The sequence below is a fragment of the Pseudomonas sp. R4-35-07 genome, from assembly GCF_003852235.1.
Classification (GTDB): Bacteria; Pseudomonadota; Gammaproteobacteria; order Pseudomonadales; family Pseudomonadaceae; genus Aquipseudomonas.
Window position 1 is genome coordinate 5,429,998 of sequence record NZ_CP027732.1, and the last position, 15,398, is coordinate 5,445,395.

19 protein-coding genes and 1 pseudogene are annotated in these 15,398 nt (G+C 62.1%); 5 read left to right on the forward strand and 15 right to left on the reverse strand.

Annotated features, from left to right (window positions below):
* The first annotated feature begins 14 nt into the window (after positions 1-14).
* On the forward strand, positions 15-734 hold the full coding sequence (locus tag C4J89_RS24895; RefSeq protein ID WP_124415797.1) for a 16S rRNA (uracil(1498)-N(3))-methyltransferase: 720 nt from the start codon (positions 15-17) through the stop codon (positions 732-734).
* Positions 735-808: 74 nt separating this feature from the next.
* Here C4J89_RS24895 and C4J89_RS24900 read toward each other — a convergent pair whose 3' ends face one another.
* Both C4J89_RS24900 and C4J89_RS24905 read right to left on the reverse strand, forming a co-directional pair.
* Positions 809-1,711: a transporter substrate-binding domain-containing protein gene (locus C4J89_RS24900; RefSeq protein ID WP_124415798.1), complete on the reverse strand. Its 903-nt coding sequence runs from the start codon at positions 1,709-1,711 to the stop codon at positions 809-811.
* Positions 1,712-1,745: 34 nt separating this feature from the next.
* Positions 1,746-2,987, reverse strand: a complete 1,242-nt coding sequence (locus tag C4J89_RS24905) for a D-amino acid dehydrogenase (protein WP_124415799.1) — start codon at positions 2,985-2,987, stop codon at positions 1,746-1,748.
* 107 nt (positions 2,988-3,094) lie between these two features.
* On the opposite strand from C4J89_RS24905, the gene C4J89_RS24910 reads away from it, so the two are divergent.
* The gene (locus tag C4J89_RS24910) at positions 3,095-3,997 is read left to right on the forward strand and encodes a LysR family transcriptional regulator (protein WP_124415800.1); all 903 of its coding nucleotides are present in this window, start codon (positions 3,095-3,097) and stop codon (positions 3,995-3,997) included.
* Positions 3,998-4,012: 15 nt separating this feature from the next.
* Here C4J89_RS24910 and C4J89_RS24915 read toward each other — a convergent pair whose 3' ends face one another.
* Positions 4,013-4,630, reverse strand: coding sequence for a hemolysin III family protein (locus C4J89_RS24915; RefSeq protein WP_124372145.1), 618 nt, complete (start codon positions 4,628-4,630; stop codon positions 4,013-4,015).
* A gap of 144 nt (positions 4,631-4,774) precedes the next feature.
* On the opposite strand from C4J89_RS24915, the gene C4J89_RS24920 reads away from it, so the two are divergent.
* Positions 4,775-5,695: a LysR substrate-binding domain-containing protein gene (locus C4J89_RS24920; protein WP_124372146.1), complete on the forward strand. Its 921-nt coding sequence runs from the start codon at positions 4,775-4,777 to the stop codon at positions 5,693-5,695.
* Between the two features lie 119 nt (positions 5,696-5,814).
* On the opposite strand, the gene madM is transcribed toward C4J89_RS24920, so the two are convergent.
* The 12 genes from madM to C4J89_RS24985 form a co-directional block, all read right to left on the reverse strand.
* Positions 5,815-6,579 (reverse strand): malonate transporter subunit MadM, encoded by a 765-nt coding sequence (gene madM / locus C4J89_RS24930; RefSeq protein WP_046069909.1) that lies wholly within the window; start codon positions 6,577-6,579, stop codon positions 5,815-5,817.
* A 1-nt stretch (position 6,580) separates the two neighbouring features.
* Positions 6,581-6,985 (reverse strand): malonate transporter subunit MadL, encoded by a 405-nt coding sequence (madL, locus tag C4J89_RS24935; protein WP_124364782.1) that lies wholly within the window; start codon positions 6,983-6,985, stop codon positions 6,581-6,583.
* A 67-nt stretch (positions 6,986-7,052) separates the two neighbouring features.
* On the reverse strand, positions 7,053-7,952 hold the full coding sequence (mdcH, locus tag C4J89_RS24940) for a malonate decarboxylase subunit epsilon (RefSeq protein ID WP_124415802.1): 900 nt from the start codon (positions 7,950-7,952) through the stop codon (positions 7,053-7,055).
* Entirely contained in the window at positions 7,949-8,545 is a 597-nt protein-coding gene (locus C4J89_RS24945; protein ID WP_124415803.1) for a malonate decarboxylase holo-ACP synthase, read from the reverse strand. Before C4J89_RS24945 ends, mdcH begins: the two co-directional genes overlap by 4 nt.
* Positions 8,539-9,309, reverse strand: coding sequence for a biotin-independent malonate decarboxylase subunit gamma (gene mdcE, locus C4J89_RS24950; RefSeq protein ID WP_124415804.1), 771 nt, complete (start codon positions 9,307-9,309; stop codon positions 8,539-8,541). The genes C4J89_RS24945 and mdcE overlap by 7 nt, the downstream gene beginning before the upstream one ends.
* Positions 9,306-10,148 (reverse strand): biotin-independent malonate decarboxylase subunit beta, encoded by an 843-nt coding sequence (locus C4J89_RS24955; RefSeq protein ID WP_124364786.1) that lies wholly within the window; start codon positions 10,146-10,148, stop codon positions 9,306-9,308. The genes mdcE and C4J89_RS24955 overlap by 4 nt, the downstream gene beginning before the upstream one ends.
* Positions 10,141-10,440 carry a malonate decarboxylase subunit delta gene (locus C4J89_RS24960; RefSeq protein ID WP_124364787.1) on the reverse strand — a complete coding sequence of 100 codons (300 nt, stop codon included), beginning with the start codon at positions 10,438-10,440 and terminating at the stop codon, positions 10,141-10,143. Before C4J89_RS24960 ends, C4J89_RS24955 begins: the two co-directional genes overlap by 8 nt.
* Positions 10,440-11,273, reverse strand: a complete 834-nt coding sequence (locus tag C4J89_RS24965) for a triphosphoribosyl-dephospho-CoA synthase (RefSeq protein WP_124415805.1) — start codon at positions 11,271-11,273, stop codon at positions 10,440-10,442. Before C4J89_RS24965 ends, C4J89_RS24960 begins: the two co-directional genes overlap by 1 nt.
* Positions 11,274-12,944 (reverse strand): malonate decarboxylase subunit alpha, encoded by a 1,671-nt coding sequence (gene mdcA / locus C4J89_RS24970; RefSeq protein ID WP_124415806.1) that lies wholly within the window; start codon positions 12,942-12,944, stop codon positions 11,274-11,276.
* Between the two features lie 238 nt (positions 12,945-13,182).
* Positions 13,183-13,428: a DUF6124 family protein gene (locus C4J89_RS24975; protein WP_124415807.1), complete on the reverse strand. Its 246-nt coding sequence runs from the start codon at positions 13,426-13,428 to the stop codon at positions 13,183-13,185.
* A 329-nt stretch (positions 13,429-13,757) separates the two neighbouring features.
* The gene (locus tag C4J89_RS24980; RefSeq protein ID WP_124415808.1) at positions 13,758-14,177 is read right to left on the reverse strand and encodes a hypothetical protein; all 420 of its coding nucleotides are present in this window, start codon (positions 14,175-14,177) and stop codon (positions 13,758-13,760) included.
* Positions 14,155-14,538 carry a polymorphic toxin type 44 domain-containing protein gene (locus C4J89_RS24985; protein WP_124372157.1) on the reverse strand — a complete coding sequence of 128 codons (384 nt, stop codon included), beginning with the start codon at positions 14,536-14,538 and terminating at the stop codon, positions 14,155-14,157. Before C4J89_RS24985 ends, C4J89_RS24980 begins: the two co-directional genes overlap by 23 nt.
* 363 nt (positions 14,539-14,901) lie before the next feature.
* On the opposite strand from C4J89_RS24985, the pseudogene C4J89_RS24990 reads away from it, so the two are divergent.
* Positions 14,902-15,015: pseudogene (locus C4J89_RS24990) on the forward strand (type II toxin-antitoxin system RelE/ParE family toxin); the annotation flags it as partial.
* A gap of 14 nt (positions 15,016-15,029) precedes the next feature.
* Positions 15,030-15,317 (forward strand): HigA family addiction module antitoxin, encoded by a 288-nt coding sequence (locus C4J89_RS24995; RefSeq protein WP_124415809.1) that lies wholly within the window; start codon positions 15,030-15,032, stop codon positions 15,315-15,317.
* Positions 15,318-15,398 lie beyond the last annotated feature (81 nt).

Here is a 15,398-nt window from a genome sequence, read left to right on the forward strand (position 1 = left end):
TCCAGAGAACACATATGAGACTGTCCCGCTTTTTCACCGACACCCCGCTGAGCCTCGGCGATCACGAGTTGCCCGAAGCCCAGGCGCATTACATCAGCCGCGTGCTGCGCATGAGCGAGGGCGACGCCGTGCAACTGTTCGACGGCTCCGGCCAGGAGTTTCTCGGCAGCTTGCTGGAAGTCGGTAAAAAACGCGTCAGCGTGCAACTGACGGAAAGCTTCAAAGGCCAGGCCGAATCGCCGCTGCATATCCACCTCGGCCAAGGCCTGTCCAGGGGCGAGCGCATGGACTGGGCGATCCAGAAAGCCACCGAACTGGGCGTCAACGCCATCACCCCGATTTTCAGCGAGCGCTGCGAAGTGCGCCTCAAGGACGAACGTGCTGACAAGCGCCTGCTGCACTGGCGCCAGGTGGCGATCAGCGCGTGCGAGCAATGCGGGCGCTCGACGGTGCCGGTGATTCACCCGCCGCTGTTACTGGCGGACTGGCTCAAGCAAGCCGAGGCAGACTTGAAGCTGGTACTGCACCCGGTGGCCGAGCCGATGGTCAGCCACGCCAAGCCTGCGAGCCTGGCCTTCCTGATCGGGCCTGAAGGCGGACTGACCGACAACGAAGTCGACACCGCCCAAGGCGCCGGCTTCCACGCCGCCCGCCTCGGCCCTCGGGTGTTGCGCACCGAGACTGCACCGGTGGTCGCCTTGGCCGTCGCCCAACAACTCTGGGGCGACTTCTAACTACCCCTTTGCAAACCCAGTCAACACTGTGGGAGGGGCAAGCCCCCTCCCACATTTGGTTGGGTTGCTACCGCCTACTCCACTGGGTCGTTGGTAGGGTTGGCAATGATCGCCTTCAACTCACGGGTCATCGGGAACTCCAGGTTCAGGCCCTTGGGCGGAATCGGCTGTTCAAACCAGCGCTGGTAAATCCCGTTGATCTCCCCCGAGCGGTACAGGTCGCCCAGCGTCTCATTGACCACCGCAAGCAACTGCGGATCATCCTTGCGCACCATGCAGCTGTAGATCTCCCGCGACTGCTCCTCGCCCACCACCACCCAGTTGTGCGGGTCCCTGGCCTTGGCACGTTCACCGTAGAGCAACGCATCATCCATGTAGAACGCTGCCGCACGGCCGGTCTCGAGCATCTTGAACGCCTCGCCGTGGTCCTTGGCGCTGATGACAAACATATTGGCCTTGTGTTCGGCGTTGTAGCTTTTGAGGAATCGTTCGTTGGTGGTACCGGCGGTGGTGACCACGTTCTTGCCGTTAAGGTCGGCAAAGCCCTTGATGCCGCTGTCCTTCGCCGTCAGCAATTGCCCCTTCACGTAAATAAACCCGTAGGAAAACGCCACCTGCTTCTGCCGGTCGGCCGTCACCCCGGTAGAGCCGCATTCCAGGTCGACGGTACCGTTCTGCACCAGCGCAATTCGGGTCTGTGAGGTCACCAGGGTGTACTTGACGTTGAGGTTGGCCACCCCGGTTTTCTGCTGGATACGCTCGACGATCTTGCTTGCCAGGTCCACTGAATAGCCCATGGGTTTGCCACTGCTATCCCCTACATAGGAAAACGGCACCGACGCATCGCGGTATCCCAGGGTGATGGACCTGGTGTTGGCGATCTTGCCCAGGGTGCCCTCCAGCGGCGCTTGGGCCCCATGGGCCTGTGCGCCGAACAAAAGGCCCAGGGTACAGCCGGTCAACAGGATCTTTTTCATTGTTATTCTCCGTTGGTTTTCGGGTGGTCGAGTGTCAAGCGGCGCGGGGCGTCAGGCCCTGCATATCGATGGAAGGGCTGCGCTGACCGATCAACTCGGCCAGCAGTTGGCCGCTGCCGCACGCCAGCGTGAAGCCAAGGGCGCCGTGGCCGAGATTCAGCCACAGGTTGCGGTAGCGGCTTGCGCCAATCAGCGGCACCCCGGTGGGCGTGGCCGGGCGCATACCGGCCCATTCAACCGCGTGGGCGTAGTCGCCGGCATTGGGAAATGTCTCAAGGGCCTGGCGTTTCATCAAAGCCAGCCGCTTGGGATCAAGACCCGCGTCGAAGCCGACAATGTCCACCATGGCCGCGACCCGCAGTTGCTCACCGATGCGCGCGTAGACGATCTTGCGATCGTAGTCGGTGATGCTCACATTCGGCGCCCGGTGCTGCGCGCCAATCGGCACGCTCAGGCTGTAGCCCTTGAGCGGATACAGCGGCAGCGACAACCCCGGCAAGCCCAGTTCAGCGCTGCGATGCCCTGCCGCCAGCACCAGTTGCTCGACCGGCATCACCTCATCACCCAATTGAAGGGCGTGCACCACTGCGTCGGTGTGGCGAATCCCGGTGACCCTGCGCCCCAACAAAAACGTGCAACGCCCCGATGCTTCAAGCCGCGCCGCCAATTGCTGGCAAAAGGCATGACAATCCGCTACTTCCTCGTTGGGCGTGTAGATCCCGCCGACAAAACCATCACCGGCCAACGCCGGCTCCAGGCGCGTGCAATCGCTAGCGGACAACACCTGCTGTTGCAGGGCATTGGTGACTTTACTGCGGGCATGTTCAAAGGTATTGGCGTTGCGAAACGTCACCAGCTTGCCATTGCGTCGCCAATCGAAGTCGCCCAGGCGATCTTCCTCGCGCCATTGCTGCAAGGTGTTCTGGCTCAGGGATGCCAGGCGCAGCAAGTGAGCGGCATTGCGCTTGTTCACCGAACTACGACAGGCGCCGATAAAGGCGGCCATCCAGCGCCATTGCTGGGGATCGAGACGCGGGCGCAGCTTCAACGGCGAGTCACCGCGCAGTAACCAGCCAATCGCTTGCAGCGGCACCCCGGCGTCGGCCAGCGGCGCAACATAGCGGTAGGACAACTGCCCGCCATTGGCGTAACTGGTTTCACTGCCCAGGCTGTCACGCGCTTCGATCAGCGTCACTCTATGGCCGGCACGCACCAACGCAAAAGCGCTCGCCAGGCCGATAACCCCACCACCGATGATGCAAACCTGCCTGGCCATCCCCGCCTCCCGCCGTTAATTGACAGCACTCAGCGTAGAGCCAGGTGACAGGCCACCGACAATGAATAAAGATGGCGCACCTATAAACAAAGGTTATGGGACTCGCCATGCGCTTGCGTCATATCGAAATCTTCCAGGCCATCCGCCAGACTGGTTCTATCAGTGCCGCCGCGCAGTTGTTGCACGTCTCGCAACCGGCTGTGACCAAAGTGTTGCAGCATGCCGAACTGCAACTTGGCTTTGCGCTGTTCCTGCGGGTACGCGGCAAATTGCAGCCCACGCCTGAAGCCCTGGCCCTGGAAAGCGAAGTCGAAAAAGTCAGCGCAAGCCTGCAAGGCGTGCGGCGTCTGGCCAAGAGCTTGCGTCGCGAACCGGGGCAAAGCATCCGCATCGGTGCGATCCCGGCGTTGGCGCTGTCGCTGCTGCCGCCGTCAATCCTGGAATGGAAGCGTGATTACCCGGACATCGCCTGTGAGCTGTCCAGCGACCATAGCGGCGAGCTGGTGCAGAAGCTGTTGATGCGCGAGATCGACCTGGCGTTGACGCTCACGTTCTCCGGCCATCCGGGGCTCACCACCCAGGTGCTGGCCAACGGCGTGCTGGTGGCGCTGGCGTCAAAAGGCTACTGGTCGGACGCTGAACGGCACAAGCCCTTGCCGTTGGCCGAACTGGCCGGCGCGCCCTTGATCGGCTTGTCCAGCGCTGACCCGCTGGCAGCGAAGCTGGGCAGCTACCTGGAAAATGTAGAGCCCGCGCCTCGGGTGACGATCGCGGTGCAAACCTATTCCCTGGCCCGCGCGATGGTCGAATCCGGCGCCGGCCTCACCGTGATCGATCCGTTCACCGCGCTGGGTGCCTCAACGGCCACTACCCACATTCGCACGCTCACCCCGCCGCTGCCGATTACCCTCTATGCATTGACCCGCGCCAACGAGCCCCCGCCGCATATGCTGGCCAGGCTGCTGGAGATTTTCGGCAGTCGCGCCTGTGAGCTGCTGGAACGTCTCTAAACACACCTCCCACATTCAGAGCACGTAATGCATGATCGCCACAAAATGCAGCAGGCTGCCGCCGATCACAAACAAGTGCCAGATGCCATGGGAATGGCGCAGGCGATCCTCCAAAGCAAAAAAGATAATGCCAACGGTGTACAACACCCCACCCGCCGCCAGCCAGGTAAACCCTGCCGTGCCCAACGCCGCGAGCAGCGGCTTGACCGCCACCAGCACGATCCAGCCCATCACCGCATAGATCACGATCGACAGGATGCGCTTCTCCGAGCGGGGCTTGATCTCCTGCAAGATGCCGATCACCGCCAGCCCCCACACAATCCCGAACAGCGTCCAGCCCCAAGGCCCGCGTAGCGTCACCAGGCAAAACGGGGTGTAGCTGCCGGCGATCAACAGGTAGATCGAAAAGTGATCGACCTTCTGCATGATCTCTTTTCGTCGCCCGCGCACGCTGTGGTACACGGTGGACGCGCTGTACAGCACCATCAAGGTAAAGCCATAAATCGCCACACTGACGATTTTCCAGGGGCTGCCGTCCAGGCTCGCCACCACCAACATCCACACGACGCCAATACACGCCGCGACTGCACCGAGCAAATGGCTCCAGGCGTTGAATCGTTCCCCGTGGTACATCTGCAACCGACCTCCCGTGACCAATAAGGGTTGGCTGGCAAGCCTCCAGCCTTCGCCATAAGAGTGCAAGCGCCTTATGACGTTCCGAGGACGCCGAGCACATTTGCGGGCACAATCGAGGGCATTCGAACAAGAGCCACGGCCATGCTGATCGACGAAGAATTCACCCTCAAAAAGCTGGAAATCTTCCTGGCATTCATGCGCACCGGCAACCTGGCCCGCGCCGCCGCCGAGCTGCAAACCAGCAACGTCAGCGTGCACCGCGCCATTCATTCGCTGGAAAACGCCCTGCGCTGCCCGTTGTTCAAGCACGAAGGGCGCAATCTCACGCCACTGGAAAGCGCCTATGTACTCGAAGAGCGCGCGCAGAAACTGGTGGCTGATGTGGTCGACAGCGTACGCCTGACCCGCGAAGCCGCCGGCTTTTCCGCCGAACGATTCAAGCTGGGTTCGCTGTATTCATTGACGGTCAAGACCGTGCCGCAACTGATCATGGGCCTGAAAATCAGGCGCAGCGAACTGAATATCGACCTGATCCTTGGCTCCAATTTCGACCTGCTCTACAAGCTCAAGAACATGGAAGTGGACGCGATCCTCATCGCCCTCGACGACCATGCGAACGACCCGGACTGCGCGCAGATTGCGCTGTTCAGCGACGATATCTTCCTCGCCACTCCGGCCGACTCGCCCTTCGACCGAGAACAGCAGATCGACCTGGCCGACGTGCGCGACGCAACCTTCATCACCCTCACCCAAGGCTTTGCCACGCACCAGGACGGCAACCGCGTGTTCAAGCAGGCCGGGTTCGAGCCGAAAGTGGCGATGCAGGTCAACGACATCTTCACGCTGCTGAGCATGGTCAGCTCGGGCGTGGGTTATGCGCTGCTGCCGGGCCGGATTGCAGCGGTGTATGAGAACCGCGTGAAGCTGATACCGCTGCAGCCCAGGTATCGGCTGCAGCAGCATATCGGCGTGGTGTTCTTGAAGGCCAAGGAGCGCGACCCGAACTTGCTGGCGCTGTTGGCGGAGTGTCGGATGTATGCCAATCGCCAGGGGTCAGCTTGAGCTGATCGTTCCCACGCTCCGCGTGGGACACGCCTCCTGGGACGCTCCGCGTCCCGACTTCAAGAGCGGACGCGGAGCGTCCAGGGCTGCATTCCCACACGGAGCGTGGGAACGATCACTCAGCCCACCAACCCCCGCACGATGAAATACAGCAGCGAAGGCCCGAGCAAACACCCAAGCCCGGTATGAAACGTCGCCGTCAGCGCGCCATACGGCACCAACCGCCGATCCGTCGCCGCCAGCCCCGCCGTCACCCCGCTCACGGTGCCGGCCAAGCCACCAAACACCATCGCCGAACGCGGGTTGTCCAGGCCCATCCAGCGCGCCGCCACTGGTGTGCCGACCATCACCAGAATCGCCTTGATCAACCCGGTGGCAATCGACAGCGCCATCACATCCGAGGTCGCGCCAATCGCCGCGCCGGTCACCGGGCCGACGATGTAGGTCACTGCGCCCGCGCCAATGGTGGTCATGCTGATCGCATCGCGATAACCGAACGCCCAGGCCATGCTCGCGCCGACGATGAACGGCAGGATCGTGCCCAGCAGCAGCGCAATCACACCGATCATGCCGGCTTTGCGCGCCTCGGTGGCCTGCACTTCAAATGCAGTGGCAACAATGGCGAAATCGCGCAACATCGCACCGCCCATCAGGCCGATACCAGAGAACAGGGCCAGGTCCGCCAGGCCTTTCTGCCCACCCGTTAGCGTGCCGCCGACCCAGGCCAGCACCAGGCCGATGACGATGGCAATCGCCGAGCCGTGGATGCGCCCGAACGTAAGGCGCTTGGACAGCACCACGGAAATCCACATCACCACGCCCACAAAGGCAAACGCGGTGATCAGGCCGTTATGCTCCAAGCCTTTCTCTATGAGGTCCCACATTTCAGCGACCTCCCGCAGGAACGATCAGCGGTTCTTCGGCGGGCAGAGGCTCGCCCCTGTGCGTGCGGCTGATCAAGGCGATGGTGCAACCACAGACCACCACCGAACCAATCGCCGCCAGCACCGCGACCGGGCCGCCGTGCAGGGCGGTCACGACGTTTTGTTGCGCCGCCATCGCCACCACCACGGGAATGTACATGGCGCCCCAGAAGCCCACGCCCATCTCGCACTCCTTGGTCATCCCGCCGCGCTTTTGCATCCACAACCGTGCGCAGATCAGCAGGATCATGGCGATGCCCACGCCGCCCACGTTGGATTTGACACCCAGTAAAACGCCGAGCATGTCGCCCATGATCACGCCTGCAAGCGTGCAGATCGCCAGCAATGCCACACCGTAGATAATCATCGTTGTTGTCCTCAAAGTGCTCGATCGAAATTGTTGTTGTTGTGCTTCGAAAGCCTTGGGTAGTGCTTTATCGGTGGCGGCGCTCCTCCTCTTCCAGCAAGGCCTGCAAGGTGTCCAGGCGCGCGCCTTCGCAGGCGATCACCGTGCCTTGTTCGAACACGCGGCGTGACAGGCCGGTGAGCACGGCGCCGGGGGGCAGTTCGATTTGCAGGCGCACACCGCGCTCATAGGCGCTTTGCACGGTGCCGCGCCAGTCGACGACGCGGCACATGTTGAAGGCCAGGTCGTCGCAAAGGTGTTCGGGGTTGTGGATCGGCCGCGCGCGGGTGCTGCTCAGGTAGGTGATGCGCGGCGTCTTGAGCGGAATGAAGGCCTGGGCGAGGACCTTGGCGGGCGCGTCCAGCAACGCACAGTGGGACGGTACGCTGACAGCCAGGCGCCGGGCGATGCCGTTGCCTTTGATGCGCGCCGCCACCTGTTTCATCGCCTCGTCGCTGCCGGCGATGACCGTCTGGTTATCGGCGTTGATATTGGCCAGGTACACGGGGGTTTGCGCGCTGTGGATCTCGGCCAGCAACGTTTCAACGGTGGATAAATCAGGGCCTATCAGCGCGGTCATGCCATAGCCCTGTGGATAAGCCTGCTGCATCAACTCACCGCGCAGGCTGACCAGCCTGACGGCGTCGGCGAAATCCAGCGCGCCGGCGATGACAGCGGCGGGATAGGCGCCGATGGACAGGCCCGCGACGTAATCCGGGGTGCGCTCCAACAGACGGGCGTGGGCAATGCCGGCGATCAACAGGCACAGTTGCACGGCGCGGGTACTTGCCAGGGCTTGCTCCGAATCGAGCAGGCGTACGTCTTCGCCCAGCACATCGCTGGCTTCTTCCAGCACCGCTTCGGGCAGCGACTGGAGCATGCCCGGCCGTTGGGCACCCTGCCCCGGAAACACCAGCAGGCTGCTCATGCCACGGCCTGCCACGGGTCGAGCACCAGGTGTGCACCGCTGGCGGTTTTCAGCAGCACGCGGGGTGATCCGCTGGCCCATTCGCGCAAGGCGACGGCGCCGAACGGGGTTTGCAGTTGCAGGTCGACGGCGCACTCTGCCCTATCAAGCATCGCCAGGAGGTCTTCAGCATCACGTCGGGCCAAAGGTGCGGCTGTGCGCAGAAGCAAATCCAGGTCACTCTGGGCATGCAGCGCTTCAATCCCGCTGGCCAACTCGAAACCCGCGCTGCCCGTGACGCCCCATCTCTCCTGCGCCAACACCGGCCGCAGTTGGTCGAGCGCGCGCAACGCCGGTAAATCCCTCGGCGAAATCACCCCACGCAACGCTTCCGGGATCACCCGCCGCTGCACCGCCGCCAGCGGCATCCACCCGGCAAAACGGTGCTCGCGCAAACGCCCGCGCACGCCGACCGCCACATAACCCGGTTCGGCGATGGCACGGCGCACCACCACCGGGTGGCCGGCACCGAGCGTCTCCCGCACCCAGGCCGGTGCGTCGGCGGGCACATGCGCCGGGGTCATGCCCCAGAGCAAGTCGTGGGCGTTCACCATTGTTCCCGCAACAGTTGGCGAACGTGGCTGGAGGCTGCGCGATTGGTCGCGCCGAGGCGCACGCTCAAATCGGTGCTGCCGACATCCTTGATCGCATTCATCAGGCAATCGCCGACTCGCGCCACATCGTCCGCCGTGGGCTGTTCAATCTGGCTGACCGACAAGGTCTCCCAGAGCAAGCCGAGGCTGGCATAGCTGTCGATGTCGTAGGCCATGGGCGGCACGCTGGCGGCCAGGGCTTCCAGCTCTTCGACGCTGCGCAGCGTCACCCGCGCCGCCGAAGCCTTGCCCATGGCGTGCACCATCACGCCGGGGTCACGCAGGGCGATCAGGCGGTTGGCCTGGTAACCGTGGGCCAGGAACGCACCGGACATGGCCTTGCCCACCAGCAATGCGATCACCGGATGCCCGGCGAGACGGGCACGAGCGTAGCTGTCGGCCGCAGCGGCCAGGGCCTGATGGATGCCGAGCGCTTCTTCGCGACGGCCATAGGCTTGGCTAGGCACATCGACGATGGCGATGATGGGACGCTTGTCGCCCCTCGCGACGGCCTCATCGACGGCCTTGGCCAGGCCCCAGCCTTCGAGCAGGCCGACTTCGCCATTGCGCGCCCGGGGGAAGCGGTTTTGCGCGTCCGTGACCACGGCGACAAAGCGCACTTTTTGCTCACCCAAGACCGCGTCGGCAACCCTCAGCGACGCCGGCAAACCTGCTACAGGCGCAGCGCCGGCGCTCAATGCGTTGAACCACTGCAAGCCTCTCATGAGCGTTCTCCTTGATACAGCTCGCGCACCGTCGCCGGGTCGATTTGCGGTACGGCGTCCAATTCGGCCAAGCGTGTGAGGTAATAATCAGCCTGGCGACTGCGTTGTAGCGCGGGCAAGCCTTGCTGCAACAACGCACTGACCGTCTGCTGGATCTGCGCCACATCGTCGGCCACGTAACGGTCGGCCAGGCCGCTGTTGAAACGCTGTTCGCCGCCCGTAAGGCTCCAGATAAAGGGCCGATCGCGCGAGTCGTATTCTTCCAAGCCGGCTTCCTGTTCGATCACTTGCGGACCATTGAGGCCCAAGCGCGCTTCACGGGTGAGGACGAGGTAGCTGCACAGCCCGGCCGCGATGGACATGCCACCGAAACAACCCACGCTGCCCGCCACCACGCCGATCACCGGCTGGTACTGGCGCAGGTCGACAATCGCCGCGTGTATGTCGGCAATCGCAGCCAGCCCCAGGTTCGCTTCCTGCAGCCGCACACCACCGGTTTCCAGCAGTAGCACGGCGCGGGTCGGGACGCCGGTGCGGTTATCTTCAGCCGCCAGTTCCAGGGCGCCGGCGATTTTCGCGCCGCCCACTTCGCCGAGGCTGCCGCCCTGGAAGTTGCCTTCAATGGCTGCAATCACCACAGGCAAGCCGCCGATGCTGCCCTTGGCGATCACCACGCCGTCATCGGCCTGGGGCACCACACCTTGGCGGCTGAGCCAGGGCGACATGACGCGCTGGAAGGGGTCGATCAGTTCGCGAAAGGTGCCGGCATCCAACAAGGCCTTGGCCCGCTGCCGCGCACCCAGTTCGACAAAGCTGTGTTTGGCGAGCAAGTCAGTCATGGCCGATCTCCTCGAAGCCTTGCTCCAGGCGCAAGCGCACCACGCCGGGGGTGGCGCCGAAATCGTGGATATCAATGTTCAGGGCCGGTGGTGTCTGCTCCTGGAAGATGCGTTCGAACAGGTGCTGCCAGCGTTGTTCGGCGCCATTCACCGAGGTCTGTACCTGGATGGTCAACGTGCCGGCGGTGCCCGGTTCCAGCAGCACCTCAAGGTCGCCGGAGCCGACGCACCCCACCAGCGCGCGGCCTTTTGCTGGCTGCCCGGCGGGGAATTCAAAGGTTAAGGTTTCCATCACAACGCTCCGTCGAGGCGGTCGATAAACAGGCAGGCGGCCAACAGGTCGGCGGCGCCACCGGGGGAGGCATTCAGGGCCAGCAGTTGTTGGTCCAGCGCGTGCAGTTGGCGGCGACCGGCGAGGCTGGCGCTGCCGCCGGCTTCGAGCACGGCCTGGGCGCCGCGCTGCATGGCCTGCAGGCCTTCCGGGCCGGCGCGGTAGAGCACGCAGGTGTCGGCCAGGTCGGTCATGATCGCGAGCAAGGCGTCGAGGCGCGCGTTCTGTTCACCGGCGTGTTGCTGGCGGCTTTTGTGCAATTGCGGCAGGCCGCGTTGCAGCACTGACGGGAAGCCCAGTTGCGCTTCTTCACGGGCGCCGCGTGCGCCGTAGCGCTGGGCGACCAGCGCGCCGTGGCTCAGGGGTTGCGGGGCGTAGCGGTCGTTGAGCAGGGCCAGCCTGGCGGCGGTCAGCGGTATGGCGCGGGGTTGCAGCGCTGCCGCCGCAGTCAGCAGGCCGAGGGCCCAGATCGCGCCGCGATGGGTATTCACGCCGCCCGTGGTAGCAAGCATTGCCTGTTCACCCTCGCGACCGATACGACCCAGAGCTTCACGCAGGGGCAACCCGATTTCACCGATCTCGAGGGCGGCTTCGGCCATTTCCTTGAACATCGGCCACAGCGACAGCGCCGACGCGTGCATCAGCCCCAGGTGCAAATCAAGGTGCGCACCGTTGCCGCGACGGTCCACCAGGGCCGGTTTGGGCGACAGGTCGGCTTCATCGATCAGCGCATCGACGGCCATATCCGCCAGGCGATCGGCCAGGCTCACTTCATGCAGTTTGAGCGCGCGCATTTACCAGCTCCTGAATTTGGCGGGCGGGTTGTACAAGCCACCGGACCACTCCACCAGGTCGGCCACGCTCTTGGCGGCCAGCAGTTCACGGGTGGCGTCGGTGCGGCGGATACCCAAGTCTTCGGGCAAGGCAATCAAGCCTTCGCGGCGCATGCGGGCGGTGTCCTTGGGGTTATGGCGCAGGCCGATGGCGGTCACCCCGGCGACGGCGGCGATCATCGCCTGGCGCTCCTCCAGGGAGCGGGCCTTGTAGAGGTAGGCGATGCCTTCTTCGGTGAGCAGATGGGTGACGTCGTCGCCGTAGATCATGATCGGCGCCAAGGGCATGCCGCTTTTGCGTGCCACTTCCACCGCGTCGAGGGTCTCGACGAAGGTGGGTTTGCCGCCTTCCTGGAAAGTCTCGACCATTTGCACCACGAGTTTTTTGCCGCGCTCGAGCAGTACGACCGGCGCATCGTCGTGGCGCATATCCAGCCAGGCCGGCGTGCCATGGCGGCGGCCGCGTGGGTCGTGGCCCATGTTCGGCGCGCCGCCAAAACCAGCGAGGCGGCCACGGGTCACGGTGCTGGAATGGCCATCGCCGTCGACTTGCAGGGTGGCGCCGATAAACAGGTCCACCGCATATTGGCCAGCCAATTGGCAGAACATGCGGTTGGAGCGCATCGAACCGTCGCGGCCGGTGAAGAACACATCCGGGCGGGCGGCGATGTAGTTTTCCATGCCCAGTTCGGTGCCGAAGCAATGCACGCTTTCAACCCAGCCGCTTTCGATGGCGGGGATCAGCGTGGGGTGCGGGTTGAGGGTCCAGTTGCGGCAGATCTTACCTTTGAGGCCGAGGGATTCGCCGTAGGTGGGCAGGATCAATTCAATGGCGGCGGTGTTGAAACCGATGCCATGGTTGAGCGACTGCACATTGTGTTTTTCGTAGATGCCACGGATCGCCATCATCGCCATCAACACATGCACCGGCTTGATGTGGCGCGGGTCGCGAGTGAACAGCGGCTCGATGTAGAACGGCTTGTCGGCCACCACCACAAAATCGACCCAGCTTGCCGGGATGTCGACGCGGGGCAAATCAGTAACGTCGTCCACCAACTGGTTGACCTGCACGATAACGATGCCATCGCTGAACGCGGCCGGTTCGATCAGCGCCGGCGTGTCTTCGGTACTGGCGCCGGTGTAGATGTTGCCGGCGCGGTCGGCCATGAAACCGGCGGAGAGCACCACGTTGGGGATCAGGTCCACCACCAGCCGTGCGTAGAGTTCGATGTAGGTATGGATCGCGCCGATTTCCAACAGGCCGTCTTCGAGCAATTGGCTGATGCGCAGGGATTGGGTGCCGGCAAAGGAAAAGTCGAGCTTGCGCGCGATGCCCTTTTCAAACAGATCCAAGTGCTCGGAGCGCCCGACGCTGGGCATGATCATGTGCAAATCGTGGAGCTTGGCCGGGTCAGCCTTGGCGAGGGAGCGCGAGAGGAAATCCGCCTGTTTCTGGTTGTTGCCCTCCAGCACCACGCGGTCGCCGGGGAGGATCAATGCCTCAAGCGCCTCGACGATCCGGTCACTGGGCAACACTGCCCCGTCTGCAAACGGCTTAACCAGCCCGAGCCGCCGCTGCTTCTCGTCGCGCCGCCGCGTCCAGCGCGAGTCGGGGTTTATTGTGGTTGTCATGGTCGCTCCACGGGGTTTGCTGTCGTGGGCTGTACCTTAGGAGTGATTCAGGGGGGCATCAATCAAGCTCAGCAGCAAACCGTTACGCCTGGAGTAATGGAGCATCAGCAAATGCTGAACCAAGCCAAGTGAAGATCAAAAAGGTGGGAGGGGGCAAGCCCCCTCCCACATTTGCTCGCCGGTGTCTGTTAGATAGCGGTCCCAAAAAGGGAACGATCAGTCCCTTTTTAGGACCGTCTCAAGTTTCCAGCGAAGGGCTGACTTGCTCCAATGCTCTATCAACCAACAACTGCCCCAACTCAGCCATTTGCTGGATCCCGAGCATGATTGCGCGCTGGGAAGTGTCCAGGTCGAAGGCCAGATTGCAGGTGAGTGCATTGAGAGAGGACAGAGTTTCGCTGGCGTTGACCAGCAGGGTTTCGGTGTTTTGGTGAGGGGTTACGGTGAAGAGGCTTGCGGGTGGATTGGGTGTAAGTTTGACCATGATTTACAGCTCCGATATGTGATGGAGACTGCCCTTTTCCGCTTGCACGCGAATAAGGTGGCAGCTGTGCGCAGGTGTGCAAGACCGGGCATATCGGACCCCGGCAGACCCCGAAGGATCTCCCGCGCACAGCCGCCATAACAAGTACAGCAGGCATGAAAAACGCCCGCTGAATGGCTATGGGCGTTGGTGCGCCGACATGTAACCGGACTTGCACGTCCGTGTCACCGTTTTTTGCGATGACGGGACGAAGACTAGGCGCGCGGGCCTCTCATCACAAGTTCATGCGCGGCCCAAAATCTTGCAGGAAAAGTCCGAGAGCCAGCCCATCACAACACCATCATCACCTTGACCTTCCCCAGGCCTTCCAGTGCATAACTGTGGTACTCATACACTTCTCCCTGAATAACCAGCTGCAGGGCCCCCCCTTCATTATTGACTTGGACATCCGGCTCTTTTGTTTTGAGAAAAGGGGGTGCAGGCACTAATGCGCTGAGGATTTCCTGATCACTTCCCAAATCCTTATGCACGTAGTACCTGTAGGAAAACCCCACCGTCGCACCACCTTGGCTATCTCGCGCACCATAGATCGACATACCGTTGCCCAGGGAATGCTTCAACACCACTTCATCCAAGTCCGGTGTTCCGGGCGACAGGATCCAACTGCCGCCGATATAGATCAGGCAGACCACAAGCAGGCAATTACGCAGAACAGGCATGAGGCGCTCAGTGGCCTTGCGAAATGGCATATTCAATACCTCTTCTTATCCAATATTGGTCCCGTGGGTCATCACCAAAAGGCTCACCGCCCCACCATGATCCAAAATCCGGACGGGTCGTTTTGGCGACGGTTTGAGCGACACCGGCGGCTCGCAGCAACACATTTTCGGGAATGCCCAGCACCGTGCCCGTAGCACCGTAATTGAAGTTACCAAAAGCTTCGTACTGACGCCCCCGCTTCTTGTAGTTCCATGGGCCGGCTGCACGAACCTGGGAATAAAACCACGAATAGGCGAATGCCGAACCGGGCTTGAGATGAATGCGCTTGCATTTGGATATCGCCATGTTTTCAAGCATTGAAACACCAGGCGGCATTAATGGTACGGCCATTTGCAGGTCCTTGCTGGCAGTGAGGAGCGTAGAACTTAGCCACCCCGCTCAGGCCTGAAAACCCAATAAATACAAATGCAGAACTCGCCGACAACAACCACATCTCATTCCTACAAGATGTTCAGGTTGTTGCTCGGAACTTGTCTCTCTAGCCTTTCTTCATCCAACCCCACCACGGGCGATCCTTCGTTTGAGGTCTGGAGACGAGCATGAACAATGTTGGAGAGGGCTTGCACCCGATAGCGGTGTGTCAGCTGACAGATTCATTGGCTGATACACCGCTATCGGGAGCAAGCCCCCTCCCACATTTGTCCAGTGGTGTCTATTAGATAGCGGTCCCAAAAAGGGAACGCTAAATCCCGTTTGAAAGGCGATCTGATCGACTACTGGTCCGTCAGCATAAGTGGTAACTGGCGCATCATTTTTCGGATGTTCGACGACCAGGTCGAACTGGTGGATTATCTTGACTACCACTGAGTAGAGGTACCGATATGGGTATGCACAACCCACCTCACCCAGGTGAAATATTGCTTGAAGATGTGATTCCGGCCCTGGGCATTACCATCACCGAAATAGCACGGCGGCTTGGCTTCGCCCGCGAAACCTTTTCAAGGATCCTGCATGGTCATGCGCCTGTCAGCCCCGACCTTGCCGTGAGGTTGGAGCGCGCTGGCGTAAGCAGCGCTCGGCTATGGCTGTCGATGCAAAGCGCCTACGACTTGTGGCAGGCCGAGCATCGTGAGCAGCCAGTGATCGAGCGGTTTGCGCGGATTGACTGAGGTCTGCAGACGAGCACAATCAGTGTGGGAGGGGGCTTGCTCCCGATAGCGGTGGTTCAGTGACAGTTGCTGAGACTGGCA

Coding starts and splice junctions, on each gene's coding strand:
- C4J89_RS24895 (WP_124415797.1), top strand. CDS start 15: ATGAGACTGTCCCGCTTTTTCACCGACACCCCGCTGAGCCTCGGCGAT.
- C4J89_RS24900 (WP_124415798.1), bottom strand. CDS start 1,711: ATGAAAAAGATCCTGTTGACCGGCTGTACCCTGGGCCTTTTGTTCGGC.
- C4J89_RS24905 (WP_124415799.1), bottom strand. CDS start 2,987: ATGGCCAGGCAGGTTTGCATCATCGGTGGTGGGGTTATCGGCCTGGCG.
- C4J89_RS24910 (WP_124415800.1), top strand. CDS start 3,095: ATGCGCTTGCGTCATATCGAAATCTTCCAGGCCATCCGCCAGACTGGT.
- C4J89_RS24915 (WP_124372145.1), bottom strand. CDS start 4,630: ATGTACCACGGGGAACGATTCAACGCCTGGAGCCATTTGCTCGGTGCA.
- C4J89_RS24920 (WP_124372146.1), top strand. CDS start 4,775: ATGCTGATCGACGAAGAATTCACCCTCAAAAAGCTGGAAATCTTCCTG.
- madM (WP_046069909.1), bottom strand. CDS start 6,579: ATGTGGGACCTCATAGAGAAAGGCTTGGAGCATAACGGCCTGATCACC.
- madL (WP_124364782.1), bottom strand. CDS start 6,985: ATGATTATCTACGGTGTGGCATTGCTGGCGATCTGCACGCTTGCAGGC.
- mdcH (WP_124415802.1), bottom strand. CDS start 7,952: ATGAGCAGCCTGCTGGTGTTTCCGGGGCAGGGTGCCCAACGGCCGGGC.
- C4J89_RS24945 (WP_124415803.1), bottom strand. CDS start 8,545: ATGGTGAACGCCCACGACTTGCTCTGGGGCATGACCCCGGCGCATGTG.
- mdcE (WP_124415804.1), bottom strand. CDS start 9,309: ATGAGAGGCTTGCAGTGGTTCAACGCATTGAGCGCCGGCGCTGCGCCT.
- C4J89_RS24955 (WP_124364786.1), bottom strand. CDS start 10,148: ATGACTGACTTGCTCGCCAAACACAGCTTTGTCGAACTGGGTGCGCGG.
- C4J89_RS24960 (WP_124364787.1), bottom strand. CDS start 10,440: ATGGAAACCTTAACCTTTGAATTCCCCGCCGGGCAGCCAGCAAAAGGC.
- C4J89_RS24965 (WP_124415805.1), bottom strand. CDS start 11,273: ATGCGCGCGCTCAAACTGCATGAAGTGAGCCTGGCCGATCGCCTGGCG.
- mdcA (WP_124415806.1), bottom strand. CDS start 12,944: ATGACAACCACAATAAACCCCGACTCGCGCTGGACGCGGCGGCGCGAC.
- C4J89_RS24975 (WP_124415807.1), bottom strand. CDS start 13,428: ATGGTCAAACTTACACCCAATCCACCCGCAAGCCTCTTCACCGTAACC.
- C4J89_RS24980 (WP_124415808.1), bottom strand. CDS start 14,177: ATGCCATTTCGCAAGGCCACTGAGCGCCTCATGCCTGTTCTGCGTAAT.
- C4J89_RS24985 (WP_124372157.1), bottom strand. CDS start 14,538: ATGGCCGTACCATTAATGCCGCCTGGTGTTTCAATGCTTGAAAACATG.
- C4J89_RS24995 (WP_124415809.1), top strand. CDS start 15,030: ATGGGTATGCACAACCCACCTCACCCAGGTGAAATATTGCTTGAAGAT.